Source organism: Micromonospora chersina (assembly GCF_900091475.1).
Lineage (GTDB): Bacteria > Actinomycetota > Actinomycetes > Mycobacteriales > Micromonosporaceae > Micromonospora > Micromonospora chersina.
Window position 1 is genome coordinate 604,220 of sequence record NZ_FMIB01000002.1, and the last position, 19,577, is coordinate 623,796.

Annotated in this window: 18 protein-coding genes and 1 pseudogene; 16 read left to right on the forward strand and 3 right to left on the reverse strand. The window is 74.3% G+C overall.

What is annotated here, in order from left to right; genetic code table 11:
* Window positions 1-50 precede the first annotated feature (50 nt).
* From GA0070603_RS31370 to GA0070603_RS02650, 5 genes and pseudogenes are all read left to right on the forward strand, one after another.
* Window positions 51-215: a hypothetical protein gene (locus GA0070603_RS31370; protein ID WP_167544472.1), complete on the forward strand. Its 165-nt coding sequence runs from the start codon at window positions 51-53 to the stop codon at window positions 213-215.
* Window positions 216-1,353: 1,138 nt separating this feature from the next.
* Window positions 1,354-1,449: pseudogene (locus GA0070603_RS32530) on the forward strand (dCTP deaminase); the annotation flags it as partial.
* Window positions 1,450-1,918: 469 nt separating this feature from the next.
* Window positions 1,919-3,697, forward strand: coding sequence for a CehA/McbA family metallohydrolase domain-containing protein (locus tag GA0070603_RS02640; protein WP_091306491.1), 1,779 nt, complete (start codon window positions 1,919-1,921; stop codon window positions 3,695-3,697).
* Between the two features lie 36 nt (window positions 3,698-3,733).
* The gene (locus GA0070603_RS02645) at window positions 3,734-4,159 is read left to right on the forward strand and encodes a hypothetical protein (RefSeq protein WP_091306495.1); all 426 of its coding nucleotides are present in this window, start codon (window positions 3,734-3,736) and stop codon (window positions 4,157-4,159) included.
* A 163-nt stretch (window positions 4,160-4,322) separates the two neighbouring features.
* Window positions 4,323-5,225, forward strand: a complete 903-nt coding sequence (locus GA0070603_RS02650; protein WP_091306498.1) for an SPFH domain-containing protein — start codon at window positions 4,323-4,325, stop codon at window positions 5,223-5,225.
* A 50-nt stretch (window positions 5,226-5,275) separates the two neighbouring features.
* Here the strand turns inward: GA0070603_RS02650 and GA0070603_RS02655 are convergent, their stop codons facing one another.
* The 3 genes from GA0070603_RS02655 to shbA are packed head-to-tail and all read right to left on the reverse strand — an operon-like array spanning window position 5,276 to window position 8,339.
* On the reverse strand, window positions 5,276-6,886 hold the full coding sequence (locus tag GA0070603_RS02655; RefSeq protein WP_208862786.1) for a sensor histidine kinase: 1,611 nt from the start codon (window positions 6,884-6,886) through the stop codon (window positions 5,276-5,278).
* Window positions 6,887-6,927: 41 nt separating this feature from the next.
* Entirely contained in the window at window positions 6,928-7,764 is an 837-nt protein-coding gene (locus GA0070603_RS02660; protein ID WP_091306503.1) for an anti-sigma-D factor RsdA, read from the reverse strand.
* Window positions 7,761-8,339, reverse strand: coding sequence for an RNA polymerase sigma factor ShbA (shbA, locus tag GA0070603_RS02665; protein ID WP_091306507.1), 579 nt, complete (start codon window positions 8,337-8,339; stop codon window positions 7,761-7,763). Before shbA ends, GA0070603_RS02660 begins: the two co-directional genes overlap by 4 nt.
* A 165-nt stretch (window positions 8,340-8,504) precedes the next feature.
* Between shbA and GA0070603_RS02670 the strand changes: the two genes are divergently transcribed.
* From GA0070603_RS02670 to GA0070603_RS02720, 11 genes are read left to right on the forward strand one after another with little or no spacing between them, the layout of a single operon-like run.
* Window positions 8,505-9,470 (forward strand): ABC transporter ATP-binding protein, encoded by a 966-nt coding sequence (locus GA0070603_RS02670; protein WP_091306511.1) that lies wholly within the window; start codon window positions 8,505-8,507, stop codon window positions 9,468-9,470.
* Window positions 9,467-10,237, forward strand: a complete 771-nt coding sequence (locus GA0070603_RS02675; RefSeq protein ID WP_091306514.1) for an MlaE family ABC transporter permease — start codon at window positions 9,467-9,469, stop codon at window positions 10,235-10,237. The genes GA0070603_RS02670 and GA0070603_RS02675 overlap by 4 nt, the downstream gene beginning before the upstream one ends.
* Window position 10,238: 1 nt before the next feature.
* A complete protein-coding gene (locus tag GA0070603_RS02680) occupies window positions 10,239-11,042 on the forward strand; it encodes an MlaE family ABC transporter permease (protein ID WP_091306518.1) in 804 nt (267 codons plus the stop codon).
* A gap of 5 nt (window positions 11,043-11,047) precedes the next feature.
* Entirely contained in the window at window positions 11,048-12,337 is a 1,290-nt protein-coding gene (locus tag GA0070603_RS02685) for an MCE family protein (RefSeq protein ID WP_091321434.1), read from the forward strand.
* Window positions 12,334-13,368, forward strand: coding sequence for an MCE family protein (locus GA0070603_RS02690; protein WP_091306522.1), 1,035 nt, complete (start codon window positions 12,334-12,336; stop codon window positions 13,366-13,368). The genes GA0070603_RS02685 and GA0070603_RS02690 overlap by 4 nt, the downstream gene beginning before the upstream one ends.
* Entirely contained in the window at window positions 13,365-14,351 is a 987-nt protein-coding gene (locus GA0070603_RS02695; protein ID WP_091306525.1) for an MCE family protein, read from the forward strand. Before GA0070603_RS02690 ends, GA0070603_RS02695 begins: the two co-directional genes overlap by 4 nt.
* Window positions 14,351-15,595 (forward strand): MCE family protein, encoded by a 1,245-nt coding sequence (locus GA0070603_RS02700; RefSeq protein WP_091306528.1) that lies wholly within the window; start codon window positions 14,351-14,353, stop codon window positions 15,593-15,595. The genes GA0070603_RS02695 and GA0070603_RS02700 overlap by 1 nt, the downstream gene beginning before the upstream one ends.
* The gene (locus GA0070603_RS02705; protein WP_244282364.1) at window positions 15,592-17,040 is read left to right on the forward strand and encodes an MCE family protein; all 1,449 of its coding nucleotides are present in this window, start codon (window positions 15,592-15,594) and stop codon (window positions 17,038-17,040) included. The genes GA0070603_RS02700 and GA0070603_RS02705 overlap by 4 nt, the downstream gene beginning before the upstream one ends.
* Window positions 17,037-18,269 carry an MCE family protein gene (locus GA0070603_RS02710; RefSeq protein WP_091306531.1) on the forward strand — a complete coding sequence of 411 codons (1,233 nt, stop codon included), beginning with the start codon at window positions 17,037-17,039 and terminating at the stop codon, window positions 18,267-18,269. The genes GA0070603_RS02705 and GA0070603_RS02710 overlap by 4 nt, the downstream gene beginning before the upstream one ends.
* Entirely contained in the window at window positions 18,266-19,057 is a 792-nt protein-coding gene (locus GA0070603_RS02715; protein ID WP_091306534.1) for an Rv1363c family protein, read from the forward strand. The genes GA0070603_RS02710 and GA0070603_RS02715 overlap by 4 nt, the downstream gene beginning before the upstream one ends.
* Window positions 19,058-19,074: 17 nt before the next feature.
* The gene (locus GA0070603_RS02720) at window positions 19,075-19,575 is read left to right on the forward strand and encodes a hypothetical protein (RefSeq protein ID WP_091306538.1); all 501 of its coding nucleotides are present in this window, start codon (window positions 19,075-19,077) and stop codon (window positions 19,573-19,575) included.
* Window positions 19,576-19,577 lie beyond the last annotated feature (2 nt).

Here is a 19,577-nt window from a genome sequence, read left to right on the forward strand (position 1 = left end):
CATGACAAACTCGGTGTCACGGCACTCGCTGATCGGTCATGCTGGACGGCGTGGCCGACATCATCCGGGCATGGCGCAGCACGGCACTGGCCCGGAACAGCGGCGCGATCGAGACGGAACTCGACGTGGCCTGGGCGTGCCTGCTCAGCGAGTGGGACGTGGCTGTCGGCTCCCGGTCAGAACTTCAGTTGGTGGGCCGCCGAGCTGCGGAGTGAAATGTCGCCGCCCCCCCGTGTCACTGGAGAGCGTTCCGCCAGACACTTCCGTGCGCACATCGTGCTGCCACGCTCGTGACTCTGCCCTTGGGCAGCCGGCCGTCGCAGCCTCCCTGAGCGGACGGTGCGCGCCGGCTGGCGAAGTCCATGTCGGCCAGGCCAGTCCGTCACCTCGGCAACCGGCCGCCACGACCACGGGTCGATGACGGGGTGCCGCAGCAATCGTCCATGGACCGGCAGCGGCTCGCCGGGCGCCCCCCGGCCGGGCTGGATGACTCACGGCCCGTAGCGTGCGGCGGACCGCATGCTGCGCGCGCCATCGCAGGAAGCACGTGCGCGAAAGCCGTGGTCAGCGGCTTGGCGCTGGGTTCGACCTTTCGGTCGGGGCCGTCGTAGTACGGGCGTACCGTGTGTCAGAACACGTAAAATCCTTGCGAGCTACTGTTACAGGGGTATAACCGCACGTCAGAGCGGCCGGGACGATATCGCACAACAAGACGTTCGCCAAGTTGGATCTGGGGTTCCCTACTGCCAAACGGCATGGTTATGGCATAGTGCGGGTGCTGTCGACGTGTCGCAGCCAAGTTGGAAAACGAAGAACGCTCCACCCTCGGCCGGCCAAGCTTCGGAGTGGAGCGCCCTTCACCGTCATGTAGCCGCGCCCTCAGGCGCGGCTACATCCCTTTCCAGGTCCGGTAGAGCCTCACCGCGTGGCCCGCGAGGTTCAGAACCAGCGTGGCCGAGTTGATGATGCTCTTCCACCTCACCCGCGGACGGGTGGAGCGGTCGGGCCTGGGGGCGCTCCGGCGTTGCTGCCGGCGAGCCCGGGTTGAGCGGCTGAACATGACGTACCTCCATCTCCCGGGGTCTCGAGTCGTACCCGGGCGCCCTAAGCAAGTGGGTGCGACCCGGAGTTCGTCCCGAGGTTGGGAGGGAACGTCACGTCGGAGGGATACTCTACTGCCCCGCCGCCGCGGCGTACGCAGACCTAGGCGGACGCGTAATCGGCCTCAGCCCTCTGTGGACGTTTTCGCAGCTAGAGCCCGGTGGGTGAGTGACCCCAGTGACTCAGCTGACTTCGGCAGAAGTCGGCCCGGGTCGACGAAATGCACCCACGCGCCGCGTCCACGCGAGTGCCGTGACACGTCCGCGCGTCTCCGAGATCAAGGCGGGCACGCTCGCGCTGGCGCCCTTCGAGCCCGAGCTGGTGCAGCCGTCCAGCATGGTGACCCGGTCAGCGACGGCGTCGTTCTTCACCACCACGGCGGCCGCCCCGTACGCCCGGACGATCAGCCGACAGTGCGGCGATCCGGGCCACCTCGCGGCCGGCGAGACACAACCGGCGGAGCACCCCTACTGTTCGCAGGGACCCGGGGGCGAGCCCGTAAGCCGCCTTTCGGCAGGTGAGCTAGCGGGCAGCCCGGAGCAGCAGGAAAACACGGGGCCTGCCGCCCCGGTTCCCCGGGAAGCTGACACCGGAGGAGTGCGAGCGGGTCGCCACCTTCAGCGACGTCGAGGAACTCGCACGGACCCGCTGACAGCGCCATCGGAGCGTGCTCCCCAGTAATCCGACTCTCCGACCCGGCAGCCGTGCGTCGGCGCGCCTGACCTGGTGGTCCCCGCCGACCGCACGATCGCCGGATCCCCGGGCGGTGCCGCCGCCCGTACGCTGGCCCGGGCCGGCTGGGGAGCGGGGGAGCGGCATGGGGGATCGGGCACGGCTGGACCGGCGCAGCCTGCTCGTGGCCGCCGGTGGCCTCGCGGTCGCCGGGATCGGCGTACCCGTGGGCCTGGCCGCCACCGGCGACCCGCCGCCGGTCGCCCGCGGACGCCGGCCGATCAGCATGGCCATGCACCTGCACGCGTCGTTCAGCGAGGGCGTCGCCAGCTACGCCGCCCACCTCGACCAGGCCCGGCGCAACGCCGTCGACGTGATCTGGTGGACCGACCACGACTTCCGGGTGGCCGCCCACGACCACCGCCGCGTCGTCCACTTCGACGGGCCCGAGGAGGCCGAGGGCGGGCTCGCGTGGACCTGGACGGAGTCCACCGAGGGCGCGCTCACCGCCTCGGCCGCCGACTTCGTGCCCGCCGCCGCCGACGACCCGGGCCGCGCGTTGCGGCTCACCGCCGCCGGCGCCGGCATCCTCTGGTACGCCGGCAAGGCGTGGAACTGGACGCACACCGGGAACATCTCCGACACCACGCTGTACCTCGACGTGCTGCCCGAGACCGCCGGCCCCGACGCCACCCTGATCGTGGAGATCGCGCTGTCCCACCACCCGGCCGGCGCGGGCCGCCCCGCCGGCCAGCTCGTGCTGCGCTACCGCCTGGGCGCGGCGACCGACACCCGGCACCACGCCGACGGTCGGCACGGCACCGTCGACCTGCCCGCCCCGGCCGGCGCCTGGCGGCGGCACACCCTCGACCTGCTGTCCGACGTGCGGCGGCTCTGGCCGGACCTGGTGGCGGGCGACAACTCGCTGCGTGGGCTGCGGCTCGGGGTGCAGGTCGCCGGCGGCTCGCGGGGCGCGTACGTGGTCGACCGGCTCGTCTTCGACCGGGCCCGGCGCGCCGGGCAGGCCGGCGAGGAACTGCGCGCCGAGGTGCTGCGCGGCTACGCCGGGGCGTACCCGGGAGTGACCCGCCACCGCGCCTACGAGGTGTCGATGGTCCGGCACCTCAACTGGTTCGGCGGCGACCAGACGCTGCCGCGCTTCCCGTCGCCGCCGTACCGGGACAACGACGTCGGGGCCACCGAACGGATGGTCGAGTTCCTCCACGACCACGGCGGGGTGGTCTGCTGGAACCACCCGCTCGACGTGGAACGCCGCGAGTCCCTCGCGCGGCTGCTGGTGGAGCGGCACGCGCTCGGCGTCGACCTGATCGAGATCGGCCGCGAACCGGTCGACGACCACCTCTGGGCGTACGACGTGGCGGCCCGCAACGCCGTCCCGGTGACCGCCGTCGGGGTGACCGACGACCACGACGGCACCGACTGGCGGGCCGGGCGGGACCGGCACGTCACGTACGTGTGGGCGGCCTCCACGGGTCGCGACGACCTGGTGGCGGCGCTGCGGGCCGGCCAGGCCTGGTTCACCGACCTGGCCCGCTACCGGGGCGCCCTCGACCTGGAGATCGGCGGTCGCAGCGCGATGGGCGCCGTGCTGACCACCGACGCCGGTGAGCTGACCGTGCGACTGCGTGCCACCGACCTGCCGGCCGGCGCGACCCTGGAGGTGGTGACCGGGGCGGTCGACCTGGCGGGCGTCGCCGATCCCACCCCGGCGATCGAGATCGGACAGGTGCCCTGGCGTCAGCTCCGGCAGGGCTGGCACGACCTGCCGGTCTCGCCCGGCGCGGGCAGGTACCTGCGGACCCAGGTCCGGGGGCGGGACGGCGTGATCATCGGGGCCGGCAACCCGGTCTGGCTGCTGCGCCAGCCCCCACCCCGCGGCATCCCCCCGGCCCGCCGCTTCTGAGCATGCCGGCCGCCCACACGAAAGGGGAAGTGGCTCGTGAGCCTGCACTACGAGGTCGTCTTCAGCTGTTTCCTGGACGACGAGACGCCACCTGACGTCCTCGACGTTCTCCGGTGGCATCTCGGGATGCGTGACGAGCGGCCCGCCACGCTGGACGCGGAGGATCACCCGTACCGGCTGCTGGCGCCGGACCCGGACAGCTACCTGCCCGGCGGTGACGTGGCGTCGCTGCGCCGGCAGCGGGTCGGCTTCACGGCGACCGGCGAACGGTTCCAGTGGGGCCTGCACAGCCGCAACTACTGGCTGGACGACGACCTGGGCGAGCTGGTCAGCATCCTCGACCTCATCGCGCCGCACGTCGTCGAGGACGGGTACGGCGGCCACCTCCGCGAGGAGTACGACACCGACCTCGTCGTCTTCGAGTTCCGCGACGGGTCCTACGTCGGGAACCGCGCCCACTGACCCGCCGACAGCCGTGCCCCCGGATCTTGGGACAGTTTCCGTTCGGTGCTGGCGGAAAGTGTCCAAGATTGCGTGGCTGGGCCCACGAGACACCAGGCGTGAAGTGCGGGGGAGTGGGTACGCGCGCGGCCGGGAGGCGGGCGCCTCCGGGATCGAGGGGACCATGGCAGCCGCCGCCGTCATCGCGCTGGTCATCGTCGTCGCGCTCGTGGTGCTCGTGGCCTCGCTGAGCGTCCGGCTGGTGCAGCAGTACCAGCGTGGCGTGGTGTTCCGCTTCGGCCGGGTGCTGGAGCGCATCCGCCAGCCCGGCTTCCAGCTCATCGTCCCGGTCGCCGACCGGATGGTGCGGGTGAGCATGCAGACCACCGTGATCGGGGTGCCCGCGCAGGGGGTGATCACCCGCGACAACGTCACGCTCACCGTCGACGCGGTCGTCTACTACCGGGTGGTCGACCCGGTGAAGGTGCTGGTCAACGTCCGCGACTACCCGTCGGCGGTGCTCCAGGTCGCGCAGACCGCGCTGCGGTCGGTGATCGGCAAGGCCGACCTGGACACCCTGCTGCGCGACCGGGACCGCATCAACGCGGAGCTCAAGTCGGTCATCGACGCGCCCACCGAGAAGCCGTGGGGCCTGCTCATCGAGCGGGTGGAGGTCAAGGACGTGTCGCTGCCCGAGGGGATGAAGCGGTCGATGTCCCGGCAGGCCGAGGCGGAACGGGAACGGCGGGCCCGGGTGATCGCCGCGGACGGCGAGTACCAGGCGTCCCGCCGGCTCGCCGACGCGTCCCGGGCCATGGCGAACACGCCGGGGGCGTACCAGCTGCGGCTGCTCCAGACGGTGGTGGACGTGGCGGCGGAGAAGAACAGCACCCTGGTCATGCCGTTCCCGGTCGAGCTGCTGCGCTTCTTCGACCGGCTCGCCGGCGGGGAGGGCGACCGGGCCCGTCCGGCGGGGCAGGCGGGGCAGGCCGGCGGGGGCCCGACGGAGCAGGCCCCGTCGCTCGGACCGGTCACCGGGAACGTCGCCGCGGCCGCGGACGGGGACGGACGCCGACCCGCGCCGTGACGGGCCGGCGTACACACCGGCAGCCGGCCGCCGGCCGGAAATGTGAGTGCTCAGCCCGCTGCCACCGGCGCCGGCTCGCCCGCCTGCTCCGGCACGCTCACCGTGGGCGCCGGCCTCGGCAGGGTGAAGACGAACCGGGCGCCGTCGGCGTACCCGTCGTCCAGGCGCAGCGCGCCGCCGTGGAACTCGACGATCTTCTTGCAGATGGCCAGCCCGATCCCGGTGCCGTCGTAGGCGCCCCGCGGGTGCAGCCGCTGGAAGATCAGGAAGATCTTGTCGGCGTACCGGGGGTCGATGCCGATGCCGTTGTCCGCCACGGCGAACTCCCAGCCGTCCGTGTCCTCGGTGACCGCCACCCGGATCCGGGGCGGCCGGTCGGGGCTGCGGAACTTCACGGCGTTGCCGAGCAGGTTCTGCCACAGCATGGTGAGCAGTGTCGGGTCGCCGTGCACCACCGGCAGCGGGTCCGCCTCGATCTCGGCGCCCGCCTCGGCGATCGCCTCGGAGAGGTTCGACTCGGCCTGGGCGAACGTCGCGGCCAGGTCCACCTCCCGGTCGTCGCGGTAGATCCGGCCGATCCGGGAGAACGCCAGCAGGTCGTTGATCAGGTTCTGCATCCGGGTGGCCCCGTCGACCGCGTAGTCGATGTACTGCCGGGCCCGGTCGTCGAGCTGGTCGCCGTAGCGGCGTTGCAGCATCTGGCAGAACGACGCCACCTTGCGCAGCGGCTCCTGGAGGTCGTGCGAGGCCACGTAGGCGAACTGCTCCAGGTCCTCGTTGGACCGGCGCAGCTCGGCGGCCTGCTGTTCGAGCGCGTCCCGGTGCCGGCGGCTGGTGTTCAGCGCGTCGACCACCCGCTGCCGCATGGTCTCCACGTCGACGGTGAGCCGGGCGATGTCGGCCGGCCCCTCCGGGGCGAGGCGGTGCTCGAAGTCGCCGCCGGCGACCCGCCGCACCGAGGCGCCGAGCCGGTCCAGCGGGCGCAGCACCGTGGTCCGGACCAGCACCGAGATGACGATGCTGGACAGCAGCAGGGTGGCCAGGATCGCCACGAAGAGGAGGTCCCGCAGCGCGCGGGCCCGGTCGAGGTCGGCCCGGCCGGCCGCCTGCACCCGGTCGAGCCGGGCCTCCAGGCTGGTCAGCGCGGCCTGCGCGGCGTCGAACGCGAGCCGGCCCTGCCGTACCACGGGCGCGAGTTCCGCCGCGCTGGTGCCGGTCCGGCGGGCGGCGATCAGCCGGGTCGGGTACTCGGCCCGCCAGCGCTCCGCGAGGGTCAGCGCGGCGTCCAGCTCACGCCGGGCCGCCGGCTCGTCGGCGAGCAGGTCGCGGGCGCGCCGCGCGGTCGCGCGCTCGGCGGCCACCCCCTCCTCGTACGGGCGCAGCAGCTCCGGATCGCCGGTGATGACGTACCCGCGGACCGCCGCCACCTGCTCCAGCAGTCCGCTCTCCAGCCGGCTCACCGCGGTGCGGGCGGGGGAGATCCGGTCGGCCAGCCGGTTGGAGACCGCGGCCGTGTGGGACAGGGCCGCCGCACCGACCCCGCCGCCGACGAGCACCAGCACCGTCATCCCGAGCATCATGACGCTCAGCCGGCGGCTCGTGGTCATCCGCGCCCGGCGGCCCGCGGTGCCGGTCGCGGGCGCCCCTGCTGTGCTGCTCACGGCAGCACAGTAACGGACCTGTCCGGTTCGTCGCGCGGCGCTCAGTCGAGCAGCCCGCCCCCGGTGGGCAGCGGCAGCCCGGGCAGCGGCAGCCCGGGAACGGAGACCGACACGGACACCGACGGCAGTGGCAGGCCGGGCAGCGGCAGCAGCGGGCTGTCGGCCGGAGCCGGCGAACCGCTCGTCCCGGGCCTCGGCGAGCCGCCCGAGGTGGCGGGGCCCGGCCGGGGCGTGCGGGTGACGGTGGGGCTCGGGACGGCGGTGGGCGCGGGGCTGGCCGGGGCGGAGGCCGGAGCGGCGCTCGGCGGCGCGGTGACCCCCCGGGCCGCCGCCAGGTCGCGGGCCACAACGTCGAGCGCGGCGCCCAGCCGGGTGACGGCCGCCGGGTCCTCCACCCGGGCCAGGTCCCGGCGGGCCTGCGCGATCAGCGCCTCGGCGTCGTCGAGCCGGCCGGCGTTGAGGGCCGCGCGGGCCCGGTCGATGGTGTCCTCGATGCCGCGCACCTCGGCCTGCTGCGGGTGCAGGAGCTTGGTCAGCGACCAGAGCGGGCTGCCCGGGCCGGCGTCGCGGCTGCTGATGCCGAGCCCGGAGACCAGGGCCAGCAGCGCCACGGCGGCCGCCGCCAGCCGCAGCGCCCAGGGGCGGGGCCGCCGGACCGCCCGCCGCACGGGCGCGTCCCCGACAGGGTCCGGCGCGGCGGGGCGTACCCCGGTGGGTTCCTCGGCGAGGTCGGACCGCCAGGCGGCGAGCAGCCCGGCGAGGGCGTCGCCGTCGGGCGCGGGCTCGCCGCGGCCGAGGGCGTCGAGCAGCGCGTCGTCGCGGGCGATGGTCCCCAGGTCCATCGCCTCGTCGCCGTCGCCCGGCGTCCGCCCGGTCATGCCGCCACCTCGTCCAGTGAGCCCCCGGCCAGGGTACGGAGCCGGGCCAGGGCGCGGGACTGGGCCATCCGGACCGCGGCCGCCGACATGCCGACCACGTCCCCGACCTCCTCGGCGGACAGCCCCACCGCGACCCGCAGCAGGACGATCTCCCGCTGGACGTCGGGAAGCCGGTCGAGCAGGGCCGACAGCCGCCGGGCCAGGTCGCTCGCCACGGCCTGCTGCTCGGGCCCCGGCGCGGCGTCGGGCCGCTCCACCGGGGTGTCGGTGGGGGTGACCGCGGCGTCTCGCACGGCGGAGCGCTGGGCGTCGGCCACCTTGTGCGCGGCGATGCCGTAGACGAACGCGGCGAACGGGACGCCCTGCTCACGGTAGCGGGGGAGGGCGCGCAGCACGGCCACGCACACCTCCTGCGCGACGTCGTCAGCCGTGGTGTACGCCCCGCCCACCCGGCCCAGCCGGGCCCGGCAGTAGCGGACCAGTCCCGGACGCACGCCGACCAGCAACGCCTCCACCGCCGCCGGGTCGCCCGCGGCGGCCCGGCGGACGAGTTCGGACTCGATCACTGTCGTCATGGCGTTCGCGGAACATCCTCATCACCGGCCGGTTTCCGGCACGTTATCCACACCTCCGGGGTTTTGCATAGCTCGCCGGCCGTCCCCGGCCGGTGACTCAAAGTAGTTGTTGCGCCCCGTCGTCCCCGCCCGATGTTCCAGGTGAGACACGAAGGGAGGGGAACGATGGGCGTCGAGGTCGCGGTACGTGGACTGACCAAGTCCTTCGGCGGGCACCCGGTCTGGTCGGACCTCACCCTGACCCTGCCCGCCGGGGAGATCTCCGTCCTGCTGGGACCCTCCGGCACCGGCAAGTCGGTGTTCCTCAAGACGCTGGTCGGGTTGCTCCGGCCCGACCGGGGCTCCGTCGTCATCGAGGGACGGGACCTGCCGAAGCTCTCCGAACGCGAGCTGTACGAGGTGCGCAAGCTGTTCGGCGTGCTGTTCCAGGACGGCGCGCTGTTCGGCTCGATGACCATCTACGACAACGTGGCGTTCCCGCTGCGCGAGCACACCCGCCGCTCCGAGTCGGAGATCCGGGCCGTGGTCACCGAGAAGCTGGAGATGGTCGGCCTCGTCGGGGCCGAGCACAAGCTGCCCGGTGAGATCTCCGGCGGGATGCGCAAGCGGGCCGGGCTGGCCCGCGCCCTCGTCCTCGACCCGCAGATCATCCTCTTCGACGAGCCGGACTCCGGGCTGGACCCGGTGCGCACCGCCTACCTCAACCAGCTCATCGTCGACCTCAACCAGCGGACCGGGGCGACCTTCCTGATCGTCACCCACGACATCAACACGGCCCGGACCGTGCCGGACAACATCGGCCTGATCTACCACGGGCACCTGGCCATGTTCGGGCCGCGGGAGATGCTGCTGTCCAGCACCGAGCCGGTGGTCCGGCAGTTCCTCAACGCGCAGCGGATCGGTCCGATCGGGATGGCCGAGGAGAAGGACGCCGAGGAGTTGGCGGCCGAGGCGCAGGCCGGGGTGGAACTCCCGCCGCTGCCGCCGATCCCGCTGCAACTGCCCCCGTCGGACGGGCGGCCGCGCGCCGCCGAACGCCCGCCCGGCCAGTGGTGCCGCGAGCACGGCGTCACCCCGCCGCCCGGGTCGTTCGAGGGCCGCTGGGCCGATTCGAGCGAGGTGGCGGTATGAGCGCTCCCGTCGCCGCCGTGCGGCACACCGGCGAGTTCTTCGCGTTCTGCCTGGACACCCTGCGCGGGCTGGGCCGCCGGCCGGTGCAGGTCCGCGAGTTCGTCCAGCAGGCCTGGTTCATCAGCTCGGTGTCCATCCTGCCCGCCGCGCTGGTCTCCATCCCGTTCGGCGCGGTCATCGCGCTCCAGCTCGGCACGCTGGTCCGCCAGCTCGGCGCGCAGTCGTTCACCGGCGCCGCGTCCGTGCTCGCCGTGGTCCGCGAGGCCGGCCCGATCGTCACCGCGCTGATCATCGCGGGCGCCGGCGGCTCGGCCATCTGCGCCGACCTCGGCGCGCGGAAGATCCGCGAGGAGCTGGACGCCATGCAGGTGCTCGGCATCGACCCGATCCACCGCCTCGTGGTGCCCCGGGTGCTCGCCTCGATGCTTGTCGCGGTGCTGCTCAACGGGCTGGTCAGCGTGGTCGGCGTGACCGGCGGCTACGCGTTCAACGTGGTGCTCCAGGGCGGCACGCCCGGGGCGTACCTGGCGAGCTTCCAGGCCCTCGGCCAGCTGCCCGACCTGCTCGTCGGCGAGGTGAAGGCGCTGCTGTTCGGGGCCGCCGCCGCGCTTGTCGCCAGCCACCAGGGGATGACCGCCAAGGGCGGGCCGAAGGGCGTCGGTGACGCGGTCAACCGCAGCGTGGTGATCACCTTCATGCTGCTGTTCGCGCTGAACTTCGTGGTCACGGCCGTGTACTTCCAGGTCGTCCCGCAGAAGGGGAGCTGACATGGCGGTCCTGCGGCATCTCGACGACCTGGGCGGCCAGCTCGCCTTCCACCTGCGCGCCCTGGCCTGGGCGCCGCGCACCCTGCGCCGCTACCGGCGCGAGGTGATCCGGCTGCTGGCCGAGGTGAGCTTCGGCACCGGCGCGCTCGCCGTGTTCGGCGGCACCGTCGGGGTGATCTGCTTCCTCACCTTCTTCACCGGCACCGAGGTGGGGCTCCAGGGCTACCAGGCCCTCGACCAGCTCGGCAGCAGCGCGTTCACCGGCTTCGTCTCGGCGTACTTCAACACCCGGGAGATCTCGCCGCTGGTCGCCGCGCTGGCGCTGTCGGCCACCGTGGGCTGCGGGTTCACCGCCCAACTCGGCGCCATGCGGATCTCCGAGGAGGTTGACGCGCTGGAGGTGATGGGGGTGCCCTCGCTGCCGTTCCTGGTCACCACCCGGATGATCGCCGGCTTCATCGCGGTCATCCCGCTGTACGTGCTCGGGCTGCTCGCCAGCTACCTGGCCACCCGCACCATCGCGGTCGGCTACTACGGGCAGTCCGCCGGCACCTACGACTACTACTTCCACCTGTTCCTGCCGCCCGCGGACGTGCTCTGGTCCTTCGGCAAGGTGCTGGTGTTCAGCGTGATCGTGGTGCTCGTGCACTGCTGGTACGGCTACCACGCCCAGGGCGGGCCGGCCGCCGTCGGCGTCGCCGTCGGGCGGGCCGTGCGGACCGCGATCGTCGCGGTCAACGTCGTGGACTTCTTCCTGTCCCTGGCCATCTGGGGCGCCACCACCACCGTCCGGATCGCGGGGTGACGACCATGCGACACCGTGTCCTCGGCCTCGTCTTCGTCGCCCTGCTCACCGCGGCGCTGACCGCCGCCGTGCTCCAGTACCGCGGGGCATTCACCCCGGTCGACCGGGTCACCCTCCGCGCCGACCGCGCCGGCCTGCACCTGCTCGAAGGCGCCGACGTGAAGGTACGCGGGGTGGTGGTCGGCGACGTCCGATCGGTGCGCAGCGACGGCCGCGGCGCGGTGATCGGGCTGGCCCTCGACCCCGCCGCCACCGCCCGGATCCCCGCCGACGTGACCGCCCGGCTGCTGCCCAAGACCCTGTTCGGCGAGCGGTACGTCGAACTCGTCCCGCCCCCGGGCAGCGCCGCCGGGCCGATCCGCGACGGCGCCGAGATCACCCAGGACCGCAGCCGCACCGCCGTCGAGCTGGAACGGGTGCTCGACGAGGCGCTGCCGCTGCTCCAGTCCCTCCACCCCGACCAGCTCGCCACCACCCTCGGCGCCATCGCCACCGCCCTGGAGGGGCGCGGCGAGCGGCTCGGCGCGAACCTCGCGCGGCTCGGCGCGTACCTGCGGCAGCTCAACCCGCAGCTGCCCACGATCGCCGAGGATTTCCGCCAGCTGGCCGCCGTGCTGGACAGCTACGACGCGGCGCTGCCCGACCTGCTGGCGCTGCTGCGCGACGTGACCGTCACCGCCGGCACCATCGGCGACCAGCGCGACCAGCTCGCCGCGTTCCTCGCCGACACCACCGACACGGCCGACACGGCGCGCGGCTTCCTGGACCGGCACGGCGACCAGCTCATCCGGCTCGGGCAGGTGAGCCGCCCCGTGCTGGAGCTGCTGGCCGCCTACGCGCCCGAATACCCGTGCCTGGTGCACGGGCTGGTCGCCCTGCAACCGCGGGTCGAGGAGGTCTTCGCCGGTGGCCGGATGCACATCACCCTGGAGGTGACCCGCGACGGCGGCCCGTACGAGCGGGGCCGCGACGAGCCGGTCTACGGTGCCCACGACGGCCCGGACTGCCGGGGCATGCCGCACCCGAAGGTGCCCGCACCGGAGGTGCCGGTCGCCGACGGCTACGACTACCGCGGCGCGCGTACCCCGAAGCCCCTGCCCGTCGGCGTGCCGGCCGGCGGCGCCCCCGCGGCGCCGGCGCCCCCGGCGATGGGCCGGGCCGGCACCGCCGAGGAGCGGGCCCTGGTGGCGCCGCTCGTCGGCGGGCTCACCGGGACGCCGCCCGCCGAGGTGCCCGACTTCGCGGTGCTGCTGTGGGGCCCGCTGCTGCGCGGAGCGGTGGTGACCGCCCGATGACCGGGAAGACGACCCCCGCGCTGGTGAAGCTCGTGGTGTTCGCGGCCGTCACGCTGCTGGCCACCGCGCTGCTCGCGCAGACCCTCGGCGCGTTCCCGCCCGACGGCGCCACCTACCGGGCCCGGTTCACCGACGTGACCGGCCTTCTGGCCGGCGACGACGTGCGCATCGCCGGGGTGCGGGTGGGCAAGGTGGCCGACATCCGGGTGGTCGACGACACCACCGCCGAGGTCGCCTTCACCGTCGACCGGAACGTGCCGCTGGCCGTCGGCGTGCGCGCCGCCGTCCGCTACCGCAACCTCGTCGGCCAGCGCTACCTGGCGCTGACCGAGGGCCCCGGCGACCCCCGCCCGCTGCGGCCCGACGGCCTCATCCCGCTCACCCAGACCAGGCCGGCGCTGGACCTGACCGTGCTGTTCAACGGCTTCCGGCCGCTGTTCACCGCCCTCGACCCCGCCGAGGTCAACAAGCTGGCGTACGAGATCGTCCAGGTGCTCCAGGGCGAGGGTGGCACGGTGGCCAGCCTGCTGCGGCGCACCGCCTCGCTCACCAGCACCCTGGCCGACCGGGACGCGGTGATCGGCCGGGTGGTGACCAACCTCAACCAGGTGCTGGGCACCCTGGCGGCGCACGACAACGAACTCGACCAGAGCATCAGCCAGCTCCAGCAGTTCGTCTCCGGGCTCTCCGCCGACCGCACCGCCATCGGCGAGGCGCTGGTCAGCCTCGGCGAGCTGACCGACACCACCGCCGGGCTGCTGCGCCAGACCCGGCCGCCGCTCGCCGCCGACGTCCGCGCCCTCGACGAGCTGGCCGGCACGCTGAACCGCAACTCCGCCGTCATCGACGCCACCCTGGGCCGGCTGCCGCAGCGCTACGAGTCGCTGACCCGGGTCGCCTCCTCCGGCTCCTGGTTCAACTTCTACCTCTGCGACTTCGACGGCCGGCTCGCCGTCGACGGCCACGCGCCGCTCACCGTGCCCGGGGTGGACGCCACCGCCGCCCGCTGCGCCACGGGAGGTGCCCGGTGAGGCCGTTCCGCGAACGCAACCCGGTGATCGTCGGCGCGGTCGGGCTGACCGTGCTGGTCGCCGTCCTGCTCGGCGCGTTCCAGCTCGACCGGATCGCCGCGCTCACCGGCCGCGCGTACGCCGCCGCGTTCCACGACGCCAGCGGCCTGGCCACCGGCAACGAGGTCCGGGTGGCCGGCGTGCGGGTCGGGGTGGTCACCGCCGTGGAACTCGCCCGGGCACCCCAGCCGTACGTGCGGGTCCGGTTCCGCGTCGACGACGACGGCGTACGCCTCGGCCGGGACACCGGCGCGACCATCCGGATCAAGACCGTCCTCGGGCAGAAGTACCTGGCCCTCGCCCCGGCCGGCGTGGGGAAGCTGCCCGAGCGCGGGCAGATCCCGCTGGACCGCACCGCCGCTCCGTTCGACGTGGTGCAGGCCGTCACCGGCCTCGCCGACACCCTCGACAAGGTCGACACCGACCAGCTCGCCCGCGCGTTCACGACCCTGTCGGAGACGTTCGCCGACACCCCGCCCAGCGTGAGCACCTCGCTGACCGGGCTGTCCCGGCTCTCCCGCACGGTCTCCTCCCGCGACGCGGAGCTGCGCACCCTGCTGTCCCGCGCCCGGGGCGTCACCGGCGTGCTGGCCGAGCGGGACGAGGAGTTCAGCAAGCTGGTCACCGACGGGGAGAAGCTGCTCACCGAGGTCACCCGGCGGCGGGACGCCATCCACCAGCTCCTGGTCGGCACCGACCAGCTCGTCACCCAGCTCTCCGGGCTGGTCGCCGACAACCGCTCCCAGCTGCAACCCGCGCTGCGCAAGCTGCGCGACGTGGTGGCCGTCCTGCAACGCAACCGCGACGACCTGGAGCAGACCATCCGCCGGATGGGCCCGTTCGTCACCGCGTTCGCCAACGTGGTCGGCAACGGCCGCTGGTTCGACTCGTACGTGGACGGTCTGCTCCAGCCCTACCTGCCCGCCGCCACCGGAGGTCGCTGATGCCCGGTCGGATCCAGCGCTGGCGGCGCCCGCTCGCCGCGGCCACCGTGCTCGTCATCGCCGTCGCCGCCGGGGCGGCCGTGTGGCGCCACGAACCCCCGCAGCGGCGCGTCGTCGCGTACTTCACCCGCGCGGTCGGCGTCTACGCCGGCTCCGACGTGCGGGTCCTCGGCGTCCGCGTCGGCGAGGTCGAGAAGGTCGTCCCGCAGGGGCGGGTCGTCCGGGTGGAGATGCGCTACGACCCGGAGCTGCGGCTGCCGGCCGGCGCGCAGGCGCTGATCGTCCCGCCCAGCGTGGTCAGCGACAGGTACGTGCAGCTCACCCCGGCGTACACCGGCGGCGCCGCGCTCGACGACGGTGCCCGGATCCCGGTCGACCGGACCGCCGCGCCCATGGAGATCGACGACATCTACGCCGCGCTCGACGAGTTCAACCGGACCCTCGGCCCGACCGGCGCCAACGCCGACGGCGCCCTGTCCGACCTGGTCGCCACGGGCCGGGCCAACCTGGACGGCAACGGCGGGAACCTGCACGACACCCTCGACGGGGCCTCCCGCGCGCTGGCCACCCTGTCGAACGGGCGCGGCGACCTCTTCGGCACGGTGGTCAACCTGCAACGCTTCACCACCACGCTGGCCCGCAGCGACCAGGAGGTACGCCGCTTCCAGCAGCAGCTCGCCGACGTGGCCGAGCAGCTCGCGGGGGAGAAGGAGGAGCTGGCCCGGGCGCTGCGCAACCTGGCCGCCGCGCTCGGCGACGTGACCACCTTCGTCCGGCAGAACCGCACGGCGCTGACCTCGAACGTCACCGCGCTGGCCGACATCACCACGGTCCTGGTCCGCCAGCAGCAGGCGGTCATCCAGATCCTCGACGTGGCCCCCCTGGCCATCGGCAACCTCAACCTCGCCTACAACCCCCGCTCGGGCACCCTGGACACCCGGGACAACCCGCTCGGCCCGTACGACCCGGCGACCTTCGCCTGTTCCCTCATGGTCGCCCAGCTTCCGGCCGCGGAGGTGCCGGCGATCTGCACCAAGCTCGCGCAGACCCTGCGCCAGCGCGGGCTGCCCCTCACCGACCAGCTGCGCAAGCTGCTCAAGCTGCCGCCCGGCGCCCCGGCGGGAAGCGGGTCCTCACCGGGATCCATCAGCTCCCCCGGTGCGCCGACCGCCGACCAGGCGCCGGGCGGCTCTACCATTCCGAGCGACCCCACGCTCGGCGGCATCCTGCGGGGCCCGGCGTGACCGCCCGGCGGTCCGGCGCGCCCGCCGGCACCGGCGCCCGGCGGCTCCGGCTGCTGGCCGGCGCGCTGGCCGTGGCCCTGCTGCCCACCGGCTGCGGCCTGCCCGAGGTCGCCGACCTGCCGCTGCCCGGCGGCCGGCCGGCCGGGCCCGGCTACACGGTCACCGCGGAGTTCACCGACGTGCTGGACCTGGTGCCCCGGGCCGCCGTGAAGGTCGACGACGTCACCGTGGGCAGCGTCGAGAAGATCTCGCTGGACGGCTGGCACGCCCGCGTTCGGCTGCGCATCGACCGGGCGGTCCGGCTGCCGGCGAACGCCACCGCCGCCGTCCGCCAGAGCAGCCTGCTCGGCGAGAAGTACGTGGCGGTGGCCCCGCCCCCGGCCGAGCCGGCCCGCGGCGACCTCGCCGACGGCGATCTCATCCCGCTGTCCCGCACCAGCCGCGGCGCCGAGGTGGAGGAGGTCCTGGCCGCCCTGGGCCTGCTGCTCAACGGCGGTGGCCTGGCCCAGCTGCGCACCATCAACGCCGAGCTGAACCGGGCCCTGGCCGGCCGCGAGCCGGCGCTGCGGGACACCCTCACCCAGCTCGACACCTTCCTCGGCGGGCTCGACCGGCAGAAGGCCGACATCGTCCGCGCCATCGACGCGCTCGACCGGCTCAGCGGCCGGCTGGCCCGGCAGCGGCAGGTCGTCGGCGACGCGCTGGACTCCCTGGCCCCGGGCCTCACCGTCCTGGCCCGGCAGCGGGCACAGCTCACCACGGCGCTCACCGCGCTCGGCCGGCTCGGCACCGTGGGCACCCGGGTGGTGGAGCGCAGCCGGGCGGACACGGTGGCCGCGGTGACGTCCCTGCAACCGATCCTGGAGCAGCTCGCCCGGGCCGGCGACGACCTGCCGAAGTCGCTGGACTTCATGCTGTCGTACCCGTTCCCGCCGAACGTCACGGGCGCGATCGTCGGCGACTTCGTGAACCTGTCCATCACGGCCGACCTGGACGCCGCCAGCATCCTGGCCAACCTCGTGGCCGCGGCGCCCGCCCCGGCACCGCGGGCGTCCCGGCCGGCGGCCCCGGCGGGGCCCCGGGCGCCCGCCACCGGCGGCCCGGCGCGGCCCGGCGCCAAGCCCGGCGGCGTCCTGCCCGGACTGCCCGACCTGCCGCTGCTGAAGTGCCTGCCGGACCTGAAGGACTTTCCGGCCATCTTCACCCCGCCGAAGGAGTGCGGCCTGCCGGAGGGCTGCAAGCTGCTCAAACCCGGCTCCACAGTGCCGCTGGGCGGGCTGCTGCTGCCCACGGGCCTGGTCCCGCAGGGCACGGCGCTCCCCGCCGGCACCGAACTGCCCGACGGCACCGTGCTCACCGCCGAGTGCGTGCTCCCGGTGACCGGCGCCGTCACCGGCCAGATCGGCGGCCTGACCGACGTGCTCGGGGGAGGGCTGATCCCGTGATCGGACGCACCGTGAAGCTCCAGGTGCTCGCCTTCGTGCTGGTGAGCATCCTCGGCGTCGGCTACGTCGGCATCCGCTACGTCGGACTCGGCGACCGGCTGTTCCACACCGGCTACGTCGTCCACGTCGACCTGGCCCGCGCCGGCGGGCTGTTCGCCAACGCCCCGGTGACCTACCGCGGCGTGCCCGTCGGCCGGGTCACCGCCGTCGGCCTGCGCGGCGACGGGGTCCGCGCCGACCTGCGCATCGACCGGGGCGTCCGGGTACCCGACGCGCTGCGCGCCGTTGTCGCCCAGCGCTCCGCCGTCGGCGAGCAGTACCTCGACCTGCGTCCCGACCGCGACGGCGGGCCGTACCTGGCCGACGGGTCGGTCATCCCGGCCGCCCGGACCGGCCTCCCGCTGGCCCCCGAGACCCTGCTCACCAACCTGGACGCGCTGGTCCGCTCGGTCGACCCCGACGACCTGACCGTGCTCATCAGCGAGCTGGGCACCGCGTTCGAGGGCAACGAGCAGGCCCTGGCCCGCCTCCTCGACGCCGGCGACGCCCTGCTGGCCGAGGCGGACCAGCGGCTGCCCGAGACCCTCGCGCTGATCCGCGACGCGCGGACCGTGCTGACCACGCAGGCCGAGTCCGCCGAGGCGCTGCGCCGCTGGTCGGCCGGGCTGGCGCAGCTCGCCGCCACGCTCCGCGCCGCCGACCCGGAGCTGCGCCGGCTGCTCGCCGGCGGACCGCCGGCCGGCGTCGAGCTGCGGGCGCTGCTGCGCGGCCTGGAACCCGACGTGGGGGTGCTGCTCGGCAACCTGGTGACCGTCAACGGGATCGCCGCGCGGCGGCTGCCCGGCATCGAGCAGCTGCTGGTGGTGTACCCGATCGCGGTGGCCGGCGGGTTCACGGTCACCCCCGGCGACGGCACCGCGCACCTCGGCCTCGTGGTGAACGCCGGCAACCCGCCGTCCTGTGTCTACTCCGGCGGTGGCACCCGGTGCGACGCCGGCGAGCGGTCCGCCGGGGCGAGCGTGCGCGGCGCCGGGAACGCCCCCCGGCCGGGCGGCGCCGACCCCGCGCCCCCGCCCGACCGGGCCGGCGACCCCGGGTACGACCCGGCGACCGGCCTGGTCCTCGGCGCCGACGGCCGGCCCCTGCAGTTCGGCGGCACCGGCGGCCAGTACCGCACCGCCGGCGCCCAGTCCTGGAAACAGCTCTTGCTCGCCGGGGTGACCCCGTGACCGGCGTACCCGAGGAGGTGGCGGTGCCCAGCCGTAGGAACACCACGTTGAAGGTCATCAAGGGCGCGAAGGCCGGCGGCCCGACCCCGCCGCGCCGCCGCCTGGTCACCCGGGTGCCCGCACCGGCCGAGCCGATCGAACGGGTGCTGGAACGGCTCGACCGGGAACCCGTCGAGGACCCCACCGAGGGCGGCGACCTGACCGTCGTGGGCGACCCCGCCGAGGTCGAGGACCTGCCCGATCCCCACGCGGAGCCCGCCGAGCCGGACGCCGCCGGTAAGCCGGACGCCGCCGGCCCGCGCCGCCGGACCCGGGCGCTCACCGCGCTGCTCGTGGTGCTGCTCGCCGCCGCCCTGGCCGGCGCGGGCGTGCAGGGCCACCGCTGGTACGTCGACCGCGCCACCGACCAGGCCCGCCGGGCCGCCGTCGCCGCCGCCCGGCAGGCCGCGGTCAACTTCGTCTCGGTCAGCGCGGCCAGCGTCGACCGGGACCTGAGCCGGATCACCGCCGGCGCCACCGGCGACTTCAAGGACGAGTTCACCCGCGGCCAGGCCCAGGTCCGCGCCGCCGTGGTGGAGAACAAGGTCCAGTCGGAGGGCACCGTGCTGCGCGCCGGGATCGTCTCCGGCGACCGGCGGCGCGCCGTGGTGCTGGTCGCTGTCGACGCCACCGTCCGCAACGTCAAGGCCCCCGACGGGCGGCCGTCGCACTACCGGATCCAGCTGGATCTGGTCCGGGACCGGGACTCGGGGGACTGGCTCGTGACCAAGCTCCAGTTCGTCGGATGACCGACAGGAGGAGACCGATGCGCGTACCGACCGTCCTGCGCCGACCCCCGCTGCGGCCCGTGCCGCTGCTCGTCGTCGCGCTGCTGCTGGCCGCCGCCGTGGCGGTGGCCGGCTGGACCGCCGACCGCCGCGCCGGCCAGCGCGACCAGGCCGTCCGGCAGGCCCTGGCCACCGCGCCGGCCGCCGCCAAGGCCCTCTTCTCGTACGACTACCGCACCTTCGACGACAGCGTCGCCAACGGCCGCACCTTCGCCACCGGCGGCTTCGCCGACGAGTACGCGCAGACCACCACCGCGCTCAAGGCGACGGCCACGAAACAGCAGGCCGTGGTGCTCGCCGAGGTCTCCGCCACCGGCGTGGTCAGCGCCGAGCCGGACCGGGTGGAACTGCTGCTCTACCTCAACCAGTACCGGCGCAACGTGACCACGGCGGGGGAGAAGGTGGACCAGAACCGGGTGGTGCTCACCCTGGTGCCGGTGCACGGCGAGTGGAAGGTCGTCCAGGCCACCGCCATCTGACC